Source organism: Mariniphaga anaerophila (assembly GCF_900129025.1).
GTDB classification, from domain to species: Bacteria; Bacteroidota; Bacteroidia; order Bacteroidales; family Prolixibacteraceae; genus Mariniphaga; species Mariniphaga anaerophila.
Genome location: NZ_FQUM01000003.1, coordinates 588601 through 610865, shown reverse-complemented (window position 1 = coordinate 610865; position 22265 = coordinate 588601). Strand labels below are relative to the sequence as shown.

9 protein-coding genes are annotated in these 22265 nt (G+C 46.4%); 3 read left to right on the top strand and 6 right to left on the bottom strand.

The genetic code is table 11. The features are described from left to right. The first annotated feature begins 47 nt into the window (after nucleotides 1-47). A complete protein-coding gene (locus BUB08_RS08515; RefSeq protein WP_073000748.1) occupies nucleotides 48-12569 on the top strand; it encodes an Ig-like domain-containing protein in 12522 nt (4173 codons plus the stop codon). An 82-nt stretch (nucleotides 12570-12651) separates the two neighbouring features. On the opposite strand, the gene BUB08_RS08510 is transcribed toward BUB08_RS08515, so the two are convergent. From BUB08_RS08510 to rlmH, 3 genes are all read right to left on the bottom strand, one after another. Beyond that, a complete protein-coding gene (locus BUB08_RS08510) occupies nucleotides 12652-13050 on the bottom strand; it encodes a phosphoribosyltransferase (RefSeq protein WP_073000746.1) in 399 nt (132 codons plus the stop codon). Between the two features lie 72 nt (nucleotides 13051-13122). Then, nucleotides 13123-16794, bottom strand: coding sequence for a sensor histidine kinase (locus BUB08_RS08505; RefSeq protein WP_073000744.1), 3672 nt, complete (start codon nucleotides 16792-16794; stop codon nucleotides 13123-13125). A gap of 1 nt (nucleotide 16795) precedes the next feature. Further along, entirely contained in the window at nucleotides 16796-17269 is a 474-nt protein-coding gene (rlmH, locus tag BUB08_RS08500) for a 23S rRNA (pseudouridine(1915)-N(3))-methyltransferase RlmH (RefSeq protein ID WP_073000743.1), read from the bottom strand. A gap of 111 nt (nucleotides 17270-17380) precedes the next feature. Between rlmH and BUB08_RS08495 the strand changes: the two genes are divergently transcribed. Both BUB08_RS08495 and BUB08_RS08490 read left to right on the top strand, forming a co-directional pair. Then, entirely contained in the window at nucleotides 17381-17782 is a 402-nt protein-coding gene (locus tag BUB08_RS08495) for a DUF4783 domain-containing protein (protein ID WP_073000742.1), read from the top strand. Nucleotides 17783-17786: 4 nt separating this feature from the next. Next, entirely contained in the window at nucleotides 17787-18716 is a 930-nt protein-coding gene (locus BUB08_RS08490) for a YihY/virulence factor BrkB family protein (RefSeq protein WP_175549975.1), read from the top strand. Nucleotides 18717-18733: 17 nt separating this feature from the next. On the opposite strand, the gene BUB08_RS08485 is transcribed toward BUB08_RS08490, so the two are convergent. Genes BUB08_RS08485 through dnaG form a run of 3 tightly spaced genes read right to left on the bottom strand, consistent with a single transcriptional unit; the run spans nucleotide 18734 to nucleotide 22250 of the window. Further along, nucleotides 18734-19771: an NAD-dependent epimerase/dehydratase family protein gene (locus BUB08_RS08485; RefSeq protein WP_073000739.1), complete on the bottom strand. Its 1038-nt coding sequence runs from the start codon at nucleotides 19769-19771 to the stop codon at nucleotides 18734-18736. 27 nt (nucleotides 19772-19798) lie between these two features. Next, nucleotides 19799-20281: a pyridoxamine 5'-phosphate oxidase family protein gene (locus BUB08_RS08480; RefSeq protein ID WP_073000905.1), complete on the bottom strand. Its 483-nt coding sequence runs from the start codon at nucleotides 20279-20281 to the stop codon at nucleotides 19799-19801. Nucleotides 20282-20288: 7 nt separating this feature from the next. Continuing rightward, entirely contained in the window at nucleotides 20289-22250 is a 1962-nt protein-coding gene (gene dnaG, locus BUB08_RS08475) for a DNA primase (RefSeq protein ID WP_073000737.1), read from the bottom strand. Nucleotides 22251-22265 lie beyond the last annotated feature (15 nt).

The window sequence follows — 22265 nt, the reverse complement described above, 5'->3', positions numbered from 1 at the left end:
AATTTTGAAATCAATACCAAAACGATAATAAAATAGACTAGAAAAAAGTGAAACGGCTGGCATACATATTCATGATAATCCTTCTGGTGGCTGCAACAAAAGCTACCGGACAGGTATTTGATACCGTATGCCGGGGTGCAGAACGCACCTATCGTATCGACGGGGAGCCGGGCTCAACATGGGTGTGGCAACTGGAGGCCGAAGATGGTACCATTGTAACTCCGTCAAGGTTCGAGTGGTCTGATTTTACAGATACCCGCGACGGACTACCTATTCAGGGAAGTGAAGTTATTATTCTCTGGGATATTGAACCTGGAATTTACAGCCTTTCTGCCGAGCAAACCAGTTCGCACGATTGTGTGAACAACGAGCTGGGCGAGGTGGAAGTTGTTCCCGCTCCCGATGCCTTTGCCGGTAATGAAATTCTGGCCTGTGCCGGTCAGAGTATCTTTTTGGAGGAAGCCACGGCATCCAATTATTCGGTGTTGATTTGGACATCGTTTGGAGACGGGACTTTCAGTGACGCTAGCGCAGTCCGCCCGACCTATTTCCCCGGCGAAAATGATTTGGCTGCCGGCAGTGTTACACTTTCGCTCGCCGCCATCGGACGGGGAAGCGCCGGGAGTTGTGAACCAGCTATCTCAACGGTAGATGTCATTTTAAGTCAGCCTGAAATTGTTCTGACAGCAAGTTCCCAGTCATGCTACGGCGGAAATGCCGGCTCTGTTCTGGCAAGTCTCTCAGGAGGGACAGGAGTTTACACTTATGCATGGACCGGACCGGATGGATTCACTGCCGATACACCTGAAATTACCAATCTGGCCTCCGGAAGATATTATTTGTCGGTTACCGATGAACTGGGGTGTACCGCAGTAGATTCTGCGGATATCACACAACCCGATGAGTTGTTGGTCGAAATAACTCCGGACCCGGCGCAAATGTGCGAAAGCGATACTCTTGTATTAAATGGTTATTCAGAAGGTGGAACAGGAATTTATACCCATTTGTGGACTGGTGGCGGAATTGCCTTTCTGAGCGCAACAGACAGCGCTACTCCTGAATTTAGAGATGCTCCGGCAGGCAGTTACCAACTGGTGTATAAGGTGACGGACGAAAATGGGTGTGATAATTCTGATACCATTTGGGTGGAAGTATTCCCGGCCACTCGCGATACAATAGAGCTGATTGCCTGCGAAAACGAATTGCCTTATTTGTGGCAGGGACAGTCATTGAGTTTTCCGGGTTTCTATTCCGACACGCTTCAGTCGGTATCGGGCTGCGATTCCATCCTGACGGTTAATTTGGATGTTTCACCGATTTACCGCGATACCACTGATTACATAGCCTGCGAAAACGAATTGCCGTATTTGTGGCAGGGACAGTCGCTAAGCTTCCCGGGTTTCTATTCCGACACGCTTCAGTCGGTAGCGGGTTGCGATTCCATCCTGACGGTTAATTTGGATGTTTCGCCGATTTACCGCGACACCACCGATTACATAGCCTGCGAAAACGAATTGCCGTATTTGTGGCAGGGACAGTCGCTGAGTTTCCCGGGCTTCTATTCCGACACGCTTCAGTCGGTATCGGGCTGCGATTCTATACTGACGGTTAATTTAGATGTTTTACCGATTTACCGCGACACCACCGATTACATAGCCTGCGAAAATGAATTGCCTTATTTGTGGCAGGGACAGTCGCTGAGTTTTCCGGGTTTCTATTCCGACACGCTTCAGTCGGTATCGGGCTGCGATTCCATCCTGACGGTTAATTTGGATGTTTCACCGATTTACCGCGATACCACTGATTACATAGCCTGCGAAAACGAATTGCCGTATTTGTGGCAGGGACAGTCGCTAAGCTTCCCGGGTTTCTATTCCGACACGCTTCAGTCGGTAGCGGGTTGCGATTCCATCCTGACGGTTAATTTGGATGTTTCGCCGATTTACCGCGACACCACCGATTACATAGCCTGCGAAAACGAATTGCCGTATTTGTGGCAGGGACAGTCGCTGAGTTTCCCGGGCTTCTATTCCGACACGCTTCAGTCGGTATCGGGCTGCGATTCTATACTGACGGTTAATTTAGATGTTTTACCGATTTACCGCGACACCACCGATTACATAGCCTGCGAAAATGAATTGCCTTATTTGTGGCAGGGACAGTCGCTGAGTTTTCCGGGTTTCTATTCCGACACGCTTCAGTCGGTAGCGGGCTGCGATTCTATCCTGACGGTTAATTTGGATGTTTCGCCGATTTACCGCGACACCACCGATTACATAGCTTGCGAAAATGAATTGCCGTATTTGTGGCAGGGACAATCGTTGAGTTTCCCGGGTTTCTATTCCGATACGCTTCAGTCGGTATCGGGCTGTGATTCTATCCTGACGGTTAATTTGGATGTTTCACCAATTTACCGCGATACCACTGATTACATAGCTTGCGAAAATGAATTGCCGTATTTGTGGCAGGGACAGTCGCTGAGTTTCCCGGGTTTCTATTCCGATACGCTTCAGTCGGTATCGGGCTGCGATTCTATCCTGACTGTCAATCTGGATGTTTCGCCGATTTACCGCGATACCATCCCGATGACTGTTTGTGCGGGCGATGTACCGTTTGACTGGTACGGCCAGCAGATTAGTTCCGCCGGTTTCTACGAACACACATTAACCAGCGTCGCGGGTTGTGATTCCATATTGACCCTGAACTTTGACGTTACCCCGGAATATCGTGACACTATCCCGATGACTGTTTGTGCGGGTGATGTGCCGTTTGACTGGTACGGCCAGCAAATCAGTACTGCCGGTTTCTACGAACACACATTAACCAGCGTCGCGGGTTGTGATTCCATATTGACCCTGAACTTTGACGTTACCCCGGAATATCGTGACACTATCCCGATGACTGTTTGTGCGGGTGATGTGCCGTTTGACTGGTACGGCCAGCAAATCAGTACTGCCGGTTTCTACGAACACACATTAACCAGCGTCGCGGGTTGTGATTCCATATTGACCCTGAACTTTGACGTTACCCCGGAATATCGTGACACTATCCCGATGACTGTTTGTGCGGGCGATGTACCGTTTGACTGGTACGGCCAGCAGATTAATGCCGCCGGTTTCTACGAACACACATTAACGAGCGTCGCCGACTGTGATTCCATATTGACCCTGAACTTTGACGTTACCCCGGAATACCGTGACACTATCCCGATGATTGTCTGCGAGGGCGATGTACCGTTTGACTGGTACGGCCAGCAGATTAATGCCGCCGGTTTCTACGAACACACATTAACCAGCGTCGCAGGTTGTGATTCCATATTGACCCTGAACTTTGACGTTACACCTGAATACCGCGACACTATCCCGATGACCGTCTGCGAGGGCGATGTGCCGTTTGATTGGTACGGCCAATCAATCAGTGCCGCCGGCTTCTACGAACACACATTAACCAGCGTGGCGGGTTGTGATTCCATATTGACCCTGAACTTCGATGTTACGCCTGAGTACCGTGACACCATCCCGATGACTGTTTGTGCGGGCGATGTACCGTTTGACTGGTACGGTCAGCAAATCAGCGTTGCCGGTTTCTACGAACATACATTAACGAGCGTCGCTGGTTGTGACTCGATTTTGACATTTAACTTTGACGTTACCCCGGAATACCGCGACACCATTCCGATGATTGTCTGCGAGGGCGATGTACCGTTTGACTGGTACGGCCAGCAAATCAGTTCTGCCGGTCTCTACGAACATACATTAACGAGCGTTGCGGGTTGCGATTCCATATTGACATTGAATTTTGACCTTACACCTGAATATCGCGACACTATCCCGATGATTGTCTGCGAGGGCGACGTACCGTTTGACTGGTACGGACAACAAATCAGTTCTGCCGGTTTCTACGAACACACATTAACGAGCGTTGCGGGTTGTGATTCCATATTGACCCTGAACTTCGACGTTACCCCGGAATACCGCGACACTATCCCGATGACCGTCTGCTCGGGCGATGTGCCGTTTGACTGGTACGGCCAGCAAATCAGTGCTGCCGGTTTCTACGAACATACATTAACCAGCGTCGCAGGTTGTGATTCCATATTGACCCTGAACTTTGACGTGACCCCTGAATACCGCGACACCATTCCGATGACCGTCTGCGAGGGCGATGTACCGTTTGACTGGTATGGCCAGCAAATCAGTACTGCCGGCTTCTATGAACACACATTAACCAGCGTCGCGGGTTGTGATTCCATATTAACCCTGAACTTTGACGTTACCCCTGAATACCGCGACACTATCCCGATGATTGTTTGTGCGGGCGATGTGCCGTTTGATTGGTACGGTCAGCAAATCAGTGCTGCCGGCTTCTACGAACATACATTAACGAGCGTTGCGGGTTGTGACTCGATTCTGACATTGAACTTTGACGTTACCCCGGAATACCGTGACACCATCCCGATGACCGTCTGCTCGGGCGATGTGCCGTTTGACTGGTACGGCCAGCAAATCAGTGCTGCCGGTTTCTATGAACATACATTAACCAGCGTCGCAGGTTGTGATTCCATATTAACCCTGAACTTTGACGTTACCCCTGAATACCGCGACACTATCCCGATGACCGTCTGCGAGGGCGATGTACCATTTGACTGGTACGGCCAATCAATTAGTGCCGCCGGTTTCTACGAACATACATTAACCAGCGTCGCTGGTTGCGATTCCATATTGACTTTGAACTTTGACGTGACCCCTGAATACCGCGACACTATCCCGATGACCGTCTGTGCGGGCGATGTGCCGTTTGACTGGTACGGCCAGCAAATCAGTTCCGCCGGCTTCTACGAACATACATTAACCAGCGTGGCGGGTTGTGATTCCATATTGACTTTGAACTTTGACGTTACCCCGGAATACCGTGACACTATCCCGAAGATTGTCTGCGAGGGCGATGTACCGTTTGACTGGTACGGCCAGCAGATTAATGCCGCCGGTTTCTATGAACATACATTAACGAGCGTTGCGGGTTGTGACTCGATTCTGACATTGAACTTTGACGTTACCCCGGAATACCGTGACACCATCCCGATGACCGTCTGCGAGGGCGATGTACCGTTTGACTGGTACGGCCAATCAATTAGTGCCGCCGGCTTCTATGAACATACATTAACCAGTGTCGCTGGTTGCGATTCCATATTAACCCTGAACTTCGATGTTACCCCTGAATACCGCGACACTATCCCGATGACCGTCTGCGAGGGCGATGTACCATTTGACTGGTACGGCCAATCAATTAGTGCCGCCGGTTTCTACGAACATACATTAACCAGCGTCGCTGGTTGCGATTCCATATTGACTTTGAACTTTGACGTGACCCCTGAATACCGCGACACTATCCCGATGACCGTCTGTGCGGGCGATGTGCCGTTTGACTGGTACGGCCAGCAGATTAATGCCGCCGGTTTCTACGAACACACATTAACGAGCGTTGCGGGTTGCGATTCCATATTAACCCTGAACTTCGACGTTACACCCGAATACCGCGACACCATCCCGATGACGGTCTGCGAGGGTGATGTACCGTTTGACTGGTACGGCCAGCAGATTAATGCCGCCGGTTTCTACGAACACACATTAACGAGCGTTGCGGGTTGCGATTCCATATTAACCCTGAACTTCGACGTTACACCCGAATACCGCGACACCATCCCGATGACGGTCTGCGAGGGTGATGTACCGTTTGACTGGTACGGCCAGCAGATTAATGCCGCCGGTTTCTACGAACACACATTAACGAGCGTTGCGGGTTGCGATTCCATATTAACCCTGAACTTTGACGTTACACCTGAATACCGTGACACCATTCCGATGACCGTCTGCGAGGGCGATGTACCGTTTGACTGGTACGGCCAGCAGATTAATGCCGCCGGTTTCTACGAACACACATTAACCAGCGTCGCGGGTTGCGATTCCATATTAACCCTGAACTTTGACGTTACCCCTGAGTATCGCGACACTATCCCGATGACCGTCTGCGAGGGCGACGTGCCGTTTGACTGGTACGGCCAGCAGATTAATGCCGCCGGTTTCTACGAACACACATTAACCAGCGTCGCGGGTTGTGATTCGATATTGACCTTGAACTTTGACGTTACCCCTGAATACCGCGACACTATCCCGATGATTGTCTGCGAGGGCGATGTACCGTTTGACTGGTACGGCCAGCAAATCAGCGCTGCCGGTTTCTACGAACACACATTAACCAGCGTCGCTGGTTGTGATTCGATATTGACCTTGAACTTTGACGTTACGCCTGAATACCGCGATACTATCCCGATGACCGTCTGCCAAGGTGATGTGCCGTTTGACTGGTACGGCCAGCAAATCAGTGCTGCCGGCTTCTACGAACACACATTAACCAGCGTCGCGGGTTGTGATTCGATATTGACTTTGAACTTTGACGTTACCCCGGAATATCGTGACACTATCCCGATGATTGTCTGCGAGGGTGATGTACCGTTTGACTGGTATGGCCAGCAAATCAGCGCTGCCGGTTTCTACGAACATACATTAACCAGCGTGTCGGGTTGTGACTCCATATTGACCCTGAACTTAGACGTTACCCCGGAATATCGTGACACTATCCCGATGATTGTCTGCGAGGGTGATGTGCCGTTTGACTGGTATGGCCAGCAAATCAGCGCTGCCGGTTTCTACGAACATACATTAACCAGCGTGTCGGGTTGTGACTCCATATTGACCCTGAACTTAGACGTTACCCCGGAATATCGTGACACTATCCCGATGATTGTCTGCGAGGGTGATGTGCCGTTTGACTGGTATGGCCAGCAAATCAGCGCTGCCGGTTTCTACGAACATACATTAACCAGCGTGTCGGGTTGTGACTCCATATTGACCCTGAACTTAGACGTTACCCCGGAATATCGTGACACTATCCCGATGATTGTCTGCGAGGGTGATGTACCGTTTGACTGGTACGGCCAGCAGATTAATGCCGCCGGTTTCTACGAACACACATTAACCAGCGTCGCGGGTTGTGATTCCGTATTGACCCTGAACTTTGACGTTACACCCGAATACCGCGACACCATTCCGATGATTGTCTGCGAGGGTGATGTACCGTTTGACTGGTACGGCCAGCAGATTAGTTCCGCCGGTTTCTACGAACACACATTAACCAGCGTCGCGGGTTGTGATTCCATATTGACCCTGAACTTTGACGTTACGCCTGAATACCGCGACACCATCCCGATGACCGTCTGCGAGGGCGATGTACCGTTTGACTGGTATGGCCAGCAGATTAATGCCGCCGGTTTCTACGAACACATATTAACCAGCGTCGCGGGTTGTGACTCCATATTGACCCTGAACTTCGATGTTACACCTGAATACCGCGACACCATCCCGATGACTGTTTGCTCGGGCGACGTACCGTTTGACTGGTATGGCCAGCAGATTAATGCCGCCGGTTTCTACGAACACATATTAACCAGCGTCGCGGGTTGTGACTCCATATTGACCCTGAACTTCGATGTTACACCTGAATACCGCGACACCATCCCGATGACTGTTTGCTCGGGCGACGTACCGTTTGACTGGTACGGCCAGCAGATTAATGCCGCCGGTTTCTACGAACACACATTAACCAGCGTCGCGGGTTGCGATTCCATATTAACCCTGAACTTTGACGTTACCCCTGAGTATCGTGACACTATCCCGATGATTGTCTGCTCGGGCGACGTACCGTTTGACTGGTACGGCCAGCAAATCAGTACTGCCGGTTTCTACGAACACACATTAACGAGCGTGTCGGGTTGTGATTCCATATTGACTTTGAACTTTGACGTTACCCCTGAATACCGTGACACTATCCCGATGACTGTTTGTTCGGGCGATGTACCGTTTGACTGGTACGGACAACAAATCAGTACTGCCGGTTTCTACGAACATACATTAACCAGCGTCGCCGGTTGTGACTCCATTCTTACTTTGAATTTTGACCTTACACCTGAATATCGCGACACTATCCCGATGATTGTCTGCGAGGGCGATGTGCCGTTTGACTGGTATGGCCAATCAATTAGTGCCGCCGGTTTCTATGAACATACATTAACGAGCGTTGCGGGTTGTGATTCCATATTGACCCTTGATTTAACAACAATACCTGAGCTGACGGTTTCCATCACCATTGCTGCTGATCAAACAGATGTGATGGAAGGAGAGCAGGTCATTTTTACAGCAACTCCGGTTAATGGCGGTACAAACCCGGTTTATGCCTGGTTTGTAAATGATGTGCCGGTTACGGGTGAAACATCAATAACTTATACATATATTCCGGTTGATGGCGATGTGGTTTATGCAACATTGCTCTCTGACCTTGATTGTGCCGCACCGAAACCGGCAGAATCGAATCGTATTACCGTTACGGTAACAACAAAACCGGATGATCTTGAAGCTACGCTCACTGCTGTTTCAATTTTGTGTTTCGGTGAGAGCACCGGAGCAATTGACCTGAATGTTTCCGGGGGTACTGCTCCGTACAGTTTTACCTGGAGCAACGGGGCTACCACAGAGGATTTGACTAATTTGCCTGCCGGAACATACACGGTAACAATTACTGATAATACAGGATTGAGCGTGCAGCTTTCTGTTGATGTTATCCAGCCAACTGAAATAATTTTGTCGGCAACAAAAGTTGATGTCGGATTCTCTGCTGATCCCATTGGAAGCATAGACCTGACGGTTTCGGGTGGCACAGATCCTTATTCTTATGAATGGACTGGTCCGAACGGATTCACGTCAACGAGCCAGGATATTGATAACCTGGAAGGTGGCGCTTATATCGTTTTAGTGACCGATGCCAACGGTTGTGAAGCTTCTTATGCTCTTGTAATCGAAGCAAAAGATCCGCAATACTCGATGGCCTGCCCGCCCGACCTGGCGTTCGACTGTGTTGGCGATGAAGATCCTATTTTTAGAAATTATCACGAATTTGTAGCGGCAGGCGGCTCAGCCGTAAGCGATTGCGTCTTAAATGAACCGAGCTTCAGCGGAGTGGAAATTTCGAGAACAGGTACATGTCCCACCACAATAATCAGAAGGTACAGTATTCTGGATGGTTGTGGAAACGAGTTGGAGTGCTTCCAGACTATTATCATTGATGACAATGTTTCTCCGAGGTTCCCGCTTAACCCATATCCGGCGGTAGTCGATTGTGTTGACGATGTTCCTGCTCCGTTCCGCGACGGAAGACAGGGATACATCCAATTCCGTCAGCGATATGGCAGTGCAACGGATAATTGCGGCATCGACGAATCAACTTTCAGGTTTATTGATGGTTACCCTACAGACGAAGATTGCCCGAAGATTCAAACCGTACGAAGAGTATACGAGATAAAAGATTTTTGTGGAAATTATGCGCGATTCTATGAGCGTATAGAAGTTAAAGACGAAATTTCTCCGGCAATTGTTTGTCCTCCGGATGTTGCTTTCGAAGGTGAGTTAAGTGATTTGGTTACGCTTACCGGTTTGGCATATTCTGAAACGGAACAAAATATTCCGTTGTCAAATGCCGGTTCATTGGGATTGACCATATCGGATAATTGTGCAGTGGTATCGCTTTCTTACCACGACGTTGCAACCGGCAATTGTCCCGCAATCGTCCGGCGTACTTTCACCGTTTCAGATGGGTGCAACGAAAATAGCTGTACGCAGGTAATTACTTTGGATCACAAAATTATTCCTGAATTTGATCCTATCGGGCCGTTGTGTCAGTTTAGTAAAGCTCCTTCTCTGCATGATACTTCGAAAAACGGCATCACCGGCAAATGGACTCCGGCAACAATTAACACGGCAACATACGGTACAGGAATATATACTTTTGTTCCCGGCGCTGGGCAATGTGCCGTTGAGGTGACAATGGAAATCGAAATCACCGACGAAATTATTCCGGAATTCGATCCGATTGGGCCGTTCTGCCTGAACGAAACGCCTGCTGATTTGCCGACAGTTTCGGAAAACGGAATAACCGGAACATGGGATCCTGCTGTTATCTCAACGTCAAAAATCGGAGTTTTCTCATACACATTTAATCCGGAAGCCGGACAATGTGCTGCTCCATTTGTAATAGAAATTGTTGTTACCGATGAGATTGCATCCGTGTTTGATCCGATTGGACCGTTTTGTCTGAATTCTGTTCCTCCGGCACTGCCCGATGTTTCTGTCAACGGAATAAGCGGAACATGGGAGCCTATTACGATTAACACTTCCGCATACGGAGAGTTCGACTATACTTTCACTCCGTTTGAAGGACAATGTGCGGGCCCGGTTACCATAAAAATTGAAATTACCGATGAGCAGGTCCCGGATTTTGTTCAAATGGGCCCGTTCTGCCAGAATACAGTTGCACCAGATTTGCCAACTGTTTCAGAAAATGGAATTTCAGGAAGCTGGAGCCCGTCGACCATTGGAACAGCTGTTGCCGGCATGGCTACCTACGTGTTTACACCAGATCCGTATCTGTGTGCAACTTCAGTTACAATGCGTATTGAAATTATTAAGGAAGTTGTTCCGGTGTTCGCACAAATCGGCCCGCTGTGCCAAAACAGTGTGCCTCCTGAACTCCCCGATGTATCGACCAATGGAGTATCCGGAAACTGGAGCCCGTCGTCAATAGACACTGATGTTCCCGGTGTATTCATGTTTGTGTTTACACCTCAGGGGGAAACCTGTTATAAAGAGGACACGATGTATATCGAAATTCAGCAAGAAATTGTTCCTCAGGTTGCTCCGATTGGCCCGCTTTGCCTGGGCGAAGCACCACCGACACTTCCGTTAACCGACGTGAATGGAATAGCCGGAACCTGGAAGCCGTCGGCAGTTTCAACAGCGGCAACCGGCGAGTTTGAGTTCGTTTTCATACCTGATGCCGGTTATGCCTGTGCAATTAACGATACAATCATTATTGAAATTCAGGATAATATTTCGCCTGTTTTTGATGTTATCGGGCCTGTCTGTCAGCTTGATGTGCCGCCAGCGTTGCCAAATGCTGATTTGAACGATGTAACGGGTACCTGGTCTCCGGACACAATCGATACGTCAACGCCGGGCTTGTACGATTTTACGTTTACGCCTGATGCAATTTTCCCGTGTGCAGTGCCTGTTACAATTACCGTTGAAATCAATACGCTGATTATTCCGCAGTTTGCGCCAATCGGGCCACTTTGCCAGAACAGCGACGCGCCCGATTTACCGGAGGCTAACTTCAATGGTGTAACCGGAGTTTGGATCCCGGCTGTTATCAGTACCGATCAACCGGGGATTTTCCCATATGCGTTTACGCCCGACGATGGATTTAACTGCGCCCGACCCGACACGCTTTACGTTGAGATAATGCCATCGATAATTCCGGAATTTGCTCCGATTGGACCGCTTTGTATCGGAGAAAATCCGGTGACTCTTCCGTCAACAGATAAAAATGGTGTAGCGGGAACTTGGGAACCTGCAATAGTCGACATATCAACGCCAGGAGTATTCGAATTTGTATTCATCCCTGATGGTGCAGTGGACTGCGCGTTTAACGATACGATTCAGATAGAAGTGATTGATAACGCACCGCCTCTTGCTTTAAACGACAGCACGGTGACGCTGCAGAATCAGACCGTGATGATTGCGGTACTGGATAACGATTCGGATGCCAACAGCGAACTTGATGTTACATCAGTAAGGATAATTAAAAACCCGGAAAACGGTACGGCCACTGCAAGTCCGTTAACAGGTGTTGTAACTTATACTCCTTCTGTTGATTTTGTCGGATATGATACTCTTTTCTATGCTGTGTCAGACGACGGAATACCGTGCGATCCGTTGAGCGATACTGCCCGGGTTGTTTTTGAAGTGAAGGTACCGAACAATCCGCCGGTTGCAGTTAACGATTCGTTCTCGGTAATGTGCTTCCCGCTGATTGAATATGTTTTGCCAAACGATTATGACCCCGATGGAGACAATTTCCGAATTATTACCTGGCCGATGGTTGACGTACAACATGGAACTGTTAGCATTGCAAGCGATGGCGCCTTTGTTTATATGCCGGATGAAGAGTTTGTTGGAATAGACACATTCGTTTACCGCATCTGCGACGATGGATTCCCGAGTATGTGCGACGAAGCAACGGTATGGATTAACGTGTTGCCGTCGGTTGATTGCGACGGATTACCGGATGACGAAGAGGAAATTCCAACTGAATGTTCATTGTTTATTCCAGAAGGATTTTCGCCCAACGGAGATAATGTACACGACTTCTTCCAGATTTACTGTATTGAAAAATATCCGGATGCCATTATGCGTATTTTTGACAGGGCTGGTAATAAGCTATTCGAAAAACGTAATTATGGAAATCTCGACAAGTGGGGATCTGACCAGAATGCCTGGTGGTGGGGCAATTCAGAGCACACCTTTACTCTTGGCCGAGGTACCGTCCCGGCCGGAAACTACCTTTATGTTTTAGAGCTGGGTAACGGAGAAGTGCGAACCGGCACTGTAATGGTAGCCTACTAATTGCGCCGGTTTCGGGGAAGATTAAATAAAAAGAATAAGTTGAAAGTGAGCGATTTGATTTTGATTTGGTCTTGCTCTCTGTTTACGGTTTCCACGGCCATTTAACACAGTCTTTAATTTCGGGGAACAGAACAAAGTCTGCCTTTCCTTTCATCGCCAGTGTTTTTACGTCGAATCCTTTCAGTTGCTCCAGCGCCATGTTCATCGTTTTTCCGGAAACCGATACGTCGTCAACCAGTAAAATTCGTTTCCCTTCCAGTTGCCATTCGGGTTTGGCAAGTACTTTGGGTTCTTCGTATCGTGGATTATTTTGCTCATCGCGGTAATTCAAAACCATCACCTGCAATTCTGCATTTAAATAAAAAGCCACAAACCCTGCCGGAACGATACCTCCCGAACCAATACCAACAACTACATCTATTTTGGGAAGCTGCATTTGTTTGAGCCGTTCGGATATTTTGCGAAATGACAATGGAACCATATCTTTTGAATTTTTGCTAAACTAATTTAGAGTGCAAGATTAACGGAAATAGATATTATATGCAAATTGAAATTAGCCTTCCCAAATGGGAATTTCGATATAAAACGTGGATCCTTTTCCCTTTTGAGTTTTAAACCACACATGCCCCGAGAAGTTTTCCACAATGTTTTTTACGATGGCAAGGCCAAGTCCCATTCCACTTGATTTGGTAGTAAAACTGGGGCTGAAAAGCTTGTCCTGCAATTCTTCGGGAATGCCTTCTCCGTTGTCGGTTACTGCAATAACAGCCATGTGTTCGTGACGGCTGAGTTGAATTTTAATGGTGCCTTCTCGCCCGTCGGCAATGGATTGAATGCCATTTTTTATCAGGTTAATGATTGCCCGCGATAACTGATCCCGGTCGGCATTTACTTCGATGTACTCGAGCCCGTTGGTTTGAAAATCGATGGTTGCATTTTGCTGCGATTCAAACAGGTCAATTACTTTTTCCATCTGTTCTGTAAGCCTGAAAACCTGGTTGCGGGCGGTTGGGATTTTGGCAAAATTGGAAAATTCGGTGGCAATATTGGAAAGGTTGTCAATTTGCTCAATCAGTGTTGAAGTAACCCGTTTTATGTATTTGTCATATTCTTCGCCTTCGCCTTTAAAACGTTGAAGATGTTGAATGTTCAGCTTCATCGGGGTAAGCGGGTTTTTAATTTCGTGCGCAATTTGTTTTGCCATTTCGCGCCATGCCGATTCGCGTTCAGAGCGTGCCAGCAGGTCTGCACTTACCGCAAGTTCATCAACCTTTTTATTGTACTCTTTAACCAGGCTGCCAATCTCGTCTTTTCGGTTGTAATAGATGGGCTCATTTCGTTTGCCCAATTCCATCTTTCTAAAACTCTCCTGAATGAGCACCAGCGGCCGGGTAATCTGGTTTGCGATAAAAATGGCTACAATAATACTCACCAAAAATAACAATACATAGAGGTTAATAAACGCCACCACAATGGTTGACAACTCCTGGCTGTACTTATCCTGTTTTATAAAGTAGGGGAGGTTTATTGCGCCGAGGTATTCGCCGGTATTGTTAATTACGGGCCGGTATGCCGACAAGTATGAAAGCATTCCGATTTTCTCGGGTTGAAAATAACTGAGCTGGTAATTGTTGAAAATCTCGTTGTAGGCATTGGAATTCATTCGGTCTGAAACGAGTCCGCGCGAGAATACTTCCGGGCGTGAAGAGGCGATCATGTGCCCATCGGTGCCGTAAATATTTATGTCGGTCCGGAAAATGTTAGATAGTTTGGCCAGTTCGCGGTTCAGCCAGTCGACCACATCGCGGTTCAGCTCATCCACGTTTTCCAGCCGCATGTCAATTTCTTCGGTAATTGATTTCAGCTTTTCGTTCAAGTCGTTTTGGTGTTTTTCTTTGTACTCTCTTACGTTGTACCAGATAGTTGCTGCCGCCACTACCAATAGCGAAACAAAAACAATGGAGATGATTGCCGCCTGAATTCTGAATTTCAAATCGACTTTAACAGAACGCTTGCGAATGGCCGGGTTCCCGATAACCAGCAGAATTAATACCGAAATGAAATAAAAAACGAAGAGGTAAGGAAATGAAATAAGGTAATCGACAAATGTGAAAAGGTCGCGCGAAACAATAACGTAGTTGTCTTCGCGCGTGTGGTAAATCAAATGCTCCATGCCGTCCCAGCGGTTGTATTCAAACTCTTCGCCCGACGACAGGTACGAGTGAACGTAAAAATTGTAGTTGTAATCACCGTGGCGGTCGGTAAGTTCTCCGCCGTAGTATTTGGCATAATTAAACCGTTTGTAATTTTCTGGTTTAGCCATTGATTTGTCAATCAGCAATTCCGGAAAGCCAATTCCTTCAAAAAGCAAAGCGGAGTTCATTTCTATGAAAATAGAAACTCCTTGTCTTTCAGATGACAGTGGATAGTGAAGCAGGCCCGTGTACGAAATTCTTCCGTTCATGTTATCCATGAAGTAGAAATTCGTTCCCTGCACTTTTACGCCCTGTGCTTTTATCATGTCTTCAAAAAAATCAAAACACGGCGCCATCTGTTTATCCATCTCAATATAAAGGCTGTCGGCGCCCGAGCATTTAAAAAAGCGAACGTCGTATTGCCTGAAATAGCTGCTGAAATAAGTTTCTTTGATGTAGTTAATTACATGTTCATCTTCTTCTTCGATAAGCAGAGTCGGAATAACCGAGTCTTTTTCTATGGCATATTGAATTTCTGCAAGAAAAACTTCGGCCGCCGGGTCGCGCTCCAGAACAAGGGTTATTGCCATTTGTTTCTGCTCGTCGCGTTGCTTGGCTGCCGTGGTAGAATAAAATACTACCAGCGAATAGATTGATGCCGCAGAAATAAATATGATAAGGTAACTCAACGTGAATTTTTGCAGGTAATTTTTGCTGAACAACGTTGCCAGAATAGTTGCCGTTACAAATAGAACAAGCGCTTCTATTGAAATTGTTTTTACGGTAAGAAGTTGTATGAGGCCAAGAAAACCTGCTATTCCCAGCGATAAAAACACTATTTGCCCCAGCCTGAAATCATTTCGAATGTTATCAATAATTTTAATGGTCAGACTGAAAACCGCCAGCAAAAGCATTCCCACAGAAAAAATTGCAAGCACGCTTTGCGCCGAAATTTCGATAATGCGGTTGAGCGAAAAAGAGATGGTGGAGTTAAAAATAAGTTCTCTGATATGAAACTGAATCAGTAAATAAGTACTTCCCGAAAAAAGTAACAGCAGCAAAGCAATCATATTTACAGGCAATGCAGAGTCTTTTTGTAACTGTTCTACATTGAGGTGTTTGCCAAAATGGAAAAGCCAGAACAGGAAAAAAAGCGCCAGCAAAAAGAAATCTCCCAACGACGGCAGCCAGCTGTTTAAAGCAAAAACAGAGGGGCTGAAAAAGCGAAGAAGGAAAAATACCTTCGGGATATGAAAAATCAGGTGCAACCAGTAAACCAGAAAAAGGGCAACTGCCAACCCAAAAAGTTTAAATAGAAACGACGACTGGGATTCGATAAACTCGCGCCTGAAATAGACGAGTAAAATAAGAAGTCCTAAAAAGTAAAGAATGCCCGGCAGGTACAATTGGCGGGTGGTGCAGAGGTACGAGCCCTTTGGCTTTATGCTAAAAAGATAATCTCCGGCAATATCGTAAACGGCAAACAAATTGCCATTTTTGTTCTTTTCAATTTCAAATTCTTCAGGAAGTTTGTATTCCTTAAAAAAGTCGTTTTTCAGGTACTTGTTTTCGTAGTGGTATTTGTTTTTAATCAGGTGTAACCCAATAATCTCGAAATTTTCGACATGGTTTAATACTGAAATGTAATAACCGTTTGGCAACTGCACCAGCCCTTCTTTTTCTTGAAAATCAGAAAGCTCGTCATAAAATGCCAGCGACCGATCCGACCAGTAAACAAGTTCGCCATCACGATAAATTAAAAAGCCGTAGCCGCTCTCCTGCATGTTTTCGCAACTGAGATAGATGTTTCCCGAAAGATTTTCGTCGAAACTTTTTTCCTGCACCGACAACGCAATTTCGTCAAGTCGGTCAGTCAGTTCCTGCTCATGCTGCAAAAGCTGTTTCTGAAAATCTGCGATAAGGTGAGTCTCGGGGTGCTGTTTAAGTAGTCCGTTTTCGATAATTGCCGCCGCCACAAAAAAGCAAATGGCAAAAACCAGGAAACTGTATTTATTAATTTTCCAAAACACGTTAGTCGTGATGATAAGGTTCTCCTTTTAGAATTGTAAATGCTCTGTAAAACTGCTCGATACACAAAAGTCGAGCCAACTGGTGCGAAAAGGTCATTTTCGATAAAGATAATTTTGACTCGGCCTTTTCGTAAACCGCATCGGAAAAACCGTAAGGCCCGCCAATAACAAAAACCAGTTCTTTTATGCCGCTGGCCATCTTTTTCTGAAGGAACTCTGCAAATTGCCTGGATGTCATCTGGCTGCCGTTCTCGTCGAACAGATGAAACTCTTTGCCGGCAGCCTGTTTGGCCAGTATCAATTCACCTTCCTTAATCTTTTGTTGGGTGGTGTTCAGGTTTTTCGCCTTTTTTATGTCGGGTATTACTTCCAGCCTGAAATCGATGTAATGTCCCAACCGCTTTTTGTATTTAGCAATTCCTTCCTGCAAATACTTTTCGTCTGTTTTGCCAACCATCAATAAAGTGAGCCTCATTCTGCTTTTTGAATATATATTTTTTAAATTTACCAAAAATAAGAGCTTGAAACTGTTTTTGCACAGTTTTTGTAATGAAAATGGCGCTTAACATTTGAAAAATTTGAAATCATGCCGTCGATAAAAAAGAATATACTCATGATTTTTCTGTTTGCCGGGGTGCTAATGTGCAATCTTCCGGCAAATGCCCAAATTCCTGATGATATAATTCTTAGCCTGAAATCGGGAAATGCCAAATCGCTGTCTGAGTTTTTTAACCAGAACGTGGAACTGGTGGTTCCCAATAGTGACAATGTGTACAGCAAAGCACAGGCTCAGCTCATAGTAGGGAATTTTTTTAGCAGCCACTCTCCTCAGAGTTTCTCGGTTATTCACCAGGGAGGGAAAGAGGGAGCCCAATATGTGATTGGCAGCCTTGGAACGCAAAAAGGCACTTTTAGAGTGTATTTTTTGCTGAAGAAAAGTGATGGAAAGAACTACATTCACCAACTCAGAATTGAAAAACAGGAATAACCCTATGAATAGAGGGTTTTTTAATCGCGATAAATACAGGAATATTGGAGAACACGTAATGAGGCGGGCAGAAAAGATTTCGCTGCCTTTTTTTGATGGTGTTCCTTTGTACGATGTTGCCCTCTTTTTTTGGTACAGCATTGTAAGAGGTTCTATTGCTACCCGTGCGTCGGCCATCGCTTTCTCCTTTTTTATTGCATTTTTTCCGTTTATACTGTTTCTGTTTACGCTAATTCCGTACATCCCCATCACCAATTTTCAGAACGAATTGTTTGAGCTGATACAGGAGTTTGTGCCGGAAAGCACTTTCGCTACCATTGAAGATACTGTTACAGATATTATTATGCGTCCGCGAGGGGGGTTGCTCTCTTTGGGGTTTGTTATGGCTTTGGTGTTTTCCACAAACGGACTTGCTTCTATGATGAGCGCTTTTGACGCGACAATACACAGCATTAACCGTCGCTCGTGGTTGAGCCAGCGGCTGGCGGCAGTTTTTCTGCTTATTATTCTTTCGCTGCTGTTAACTGTGGCGGTGGGCTTAATAACAGGCGGGCAAATTGCCATTAGTTATTTAAAAGAGAATGAAATAGTCAGAGACAGTTTTATTGTGTTTCTGCTTACCTTCGGAAAATGGGTGATAATTGTAGCGTTGATGTTTTTTGCCAATTCGTTTTTGTATTACATGGCGCCGGCAAAAAAAACTAAATGGCGTTTCATCTCTGCGGGAAGCACTTTGGCAACAGTTCTCAGTATTTTCGCACTGGTAGGTTTTTCTTATTACATAAACAATTTCAGCCAGTATAATAAACTGTACGGTTCAATCGGTACGCTGTTGATTATTCTTTTTCTGATGTATGTTATGTCGTTTATTTTGCTGATTGGGTTTGAGTTGAACGCCAGCATTTACCAGGCACATACAAAAAACGACGATTAGAAATCTGTTATCTTTTTTTAGTGTTTTTTTGCGCTGAGCATGTCGCGTTTTAATAACGCACTGGTTTGCTTTATCGATTCTGAAATCGGCAAATATTCAAACTGAATGGAGCGGGTTATTTTGGAGCCGTCAAACAGGTTTTTTGAATGGGATGCAGAAGCCGTTTCCCGTGAAATGGCTGACAGGCTTTTGCTGAAAAGAGAAAGAATTGCTGCCCCACGCCATGCAAAATTGGTGGTTAGCGGAGATGCGTAGTACTTGGGGCGCGGTTTCTCCAGTGCATCGGCAATACTGGAAAAGAGTTCCCGGTAGCTGAGATTCTCCGCGTTTAGCAGGTATCGCTGATTCTTGGTTGCCTCAAAATTGTTGCTGTCTGTTAATTGCAACATGGCTTTAACAACGTCTTTTACATCCACGTAACCCGTTACTCCTTTGGTGTAAAAGTTCATCCCGTCCCAAATGGTTTTGAACAACCTTGAACTTCCCGAACCCCAGTTGCCCGGCCCTAGAATAATTGATGGATTTACAATTACTGCATCCAGTCCCTCTTCAATGCCACGCCACACTTCTGCTTCTGAAAAAAATTTGCTGTGCGAATATCCGGTTGCTTTTTTGCCGGGCACCCAATTGGTTTCTTCGTCAATTGCTTTTTCGTTCTGATTGGTTCCAAGGGCTGCAACCGAACTTACATGACAAAGCTTTTTAACTCCGTTTGCCAGTGCTGCATTAACCAGGTTGGCGGTGCCGTTTACGTTGTTCCCGACCATTTTTGCACGTTGGCTTTTGTTGAAAGAAACAATAGCTGCGCAATGATAAATCTCTTCAATCCCGGCGAGCAGGTTTTCCAATCCGAAATAGTCGAGAATATCGCCTTCTACCCATTCAATCTGGCTGAACAGTTTTTGTGCATCCCGGGTGTAGTACGAAAAAGTTTTCAGCACCTGCTGAAGGTTGCTGTTTTTACGTTTTAGCGCTTTTACTTTTTCCCCGGACGAAGTCAGTTCAAACAGTAAATGAGAACCAATTAATCCTGTGCCACCGGTAACAAAAATCATAAACGTAATTTTTCTTTGGATTAAACATTAGCTGTTCCACGGTGTCTCGGCTTTTGCTCCGAAATCTTTGCCCGAAATCGCCTCTATTTTTACTTTCATTACACCTACGTTTTTAACTGCCGGTGCGCTAAATTTGAATTCGCGGTCGCTGTATTGGGTCATAAAAAAATGCAGGCAGCGTTCTTTTTCATCGTAATCCTCAACAAATTCTACGGTGCCTTCCACCAGTATCGATTTTGATTTTACCCGGTAGCTGCAGCCTACCCGCACATCCTGCCATGCCAGCTCTTCACCAAGTATCCAGTTAATGCAAACTTTCGGGTTTTGTTGCAATGTGTCCCACATGCGGCCGCTTTGGGCAGAGTGGAGGATCACTGTGTCGCCTTCCAGCGCAAAGTTCATGGGTAAAACATACGGGCTGTCGTTTAACGACATGGCTACGTAACACGTTTTGCACGCCCGGATAACCTCGTAGATTTCTGACTGATTTTTTATTGGTAGTGTGCGCATAATAAAGTCAATTAATAGTTCGGCTGCCAAGTTTTTCTGACAAAAATTTTTCTACTCTTTTCAGGTTCATGTATTTCGATTGCTCCTCAATTACCTTGTCAAAATCCTTTTCTTTCGACGCTTCGTCAATGCTTTTTTCGATGTCTTCCAGCATCAGCATAATTCTCCGAAGCTTGTATTCGTAAACAATCCGGGGAACCAGGTAGTCGAGTATTTCTTCTTCTTTCTCTGTAAATGCTCCGGACTTGGTCCAGCGTTTACTTTCAGTAAATTTTTCGGAGAGCAGGTCGGTGGCCAGTTTGCTTACCTCGGCATCTGTATGATAAATAAAATGTTTCAGGGGATCGAAGTTTTCGTTGTCCAGGTTTTCTTTTACTTCGAAAAAAACTTTTCTGAACAGCGGATTCTTCGGAACAAGGTCATCGTTTTCCAGCTCTTCCACCATGTAGTCGCCCACTCTTACTTCGTAAACTTCATCGGGAGTTTCGCCTTCTTCCTCGAAAATTACAGTGTTGCAATGTTTCAAAAGAAAGCGCAGAAATTCCCGCTCTTCAACCAACATCTTTGGCGCTGCCTGCTTTTCTGGCAACGATTGGGTCGGTTTTTCAGGTTGAGTAAAAGTCTGCCTTCGGTGGTCGCGTATCTCTTTCTTTTTAAATTCTTCGTTTTGCCTGTATTTCTGCTTCCTGATTTCGGTGTAGAGAATCTCTTCGTCAACATCCAGCAATCGGCTGCACTCTTTGATGTACACCGAACGTGTGATGGTATCGGGAATAACAGCAACCGACCTGATTACATCCGTAATGAGCCGTGCCCGCGCAACCGGATCTTTTTCCGCATCTTTCAGCAACAGACGGGTTTTGAACTGAATAAAGTCGGTCTCATTCTCATTAATATACTCCCGAAAGCCGCTGGCGCCTTTTCTTTTAGCAAAAGAGTCGGGGTCTTCTCCATCGGGTAACAGCAGCACTTTTACATTCATTCCTTCTTCGAGCACCAAATCAATTCCACGCAGCGAAGCTTTTATGCCGGCAGCGTCGCCATCGTAAATAATGGTAATATTTGGCGTAAATCGCTTAACCAGTCTTATTTGGTCCGGAGTCAGCGCAGTTCCCGAGGAGGCCACAACATTTTCTATTCCGGCCTGGTGCATGGACAGTACATCGGTGTACCCTTCAACCAGGTAGCATTTTTCAGTACGCGAAATTTCACGTTTTGCCTGGTAAATACCGTATAAAACTTTGCTTTTGTGGTAAATTTCCGATTCGGGTGAGTTAAGGTACTTGGCGGCTTTGGGATCATCTTTCAGAATTCGGCCGCCAAAGGCAATTACCCGTCCGGCAAGGTTGAAAATAGGAAACATTACCCGCCCGGCAAACCGGTCGCGCACCCAGTCGTCGCGCTTAATGGAAAGCCCTGTTTTTTCGAGAAATTCCATTTTGTATCCCTGTTTTTGGGCTTTTTCGGTAAACGGTGCTTTGCCGTCGGGCGAGTACCCCACTGCAAATTTTTTCAGGGTGTCATCCCGAAAACTCCTTTCCCGGAAATAGCTCAGCCCGATGGTGCGTCCTTCATTTTCTTCCCAGAGGCTGCGCGAGAAATATTTTTGTGCAAAAGCCGATACAATCATCAGGCTTTCGCGTTCGTCTTTTAACTGCTTCTGCTCTTCGGTTTCCTCTTCTTCAACTACATCAATGTTGTATTTTTTTGCAAGCCATTTCAGTGCGTCCGGGTAAGTGAGGCTTTCGTGTTCCATAATGAAATTCACTGCATTGCCTCCTTTTCCGCAACCAAAGCATTTAAAAATCCCCTTTGCCGGGGAAACAGTAAATGAGGGTGTTTTTTCGTTATGAAACGGGCATAACCCCAGCATATTAACTCCGCGTCGGCGAAGCGTTACAAACTCAGAAACTACGTCGGTAATGTCCGCGGTATCTAAGATCCGTTGTATTGTAGAATAATCAATCACGGGTACAAATGTAGG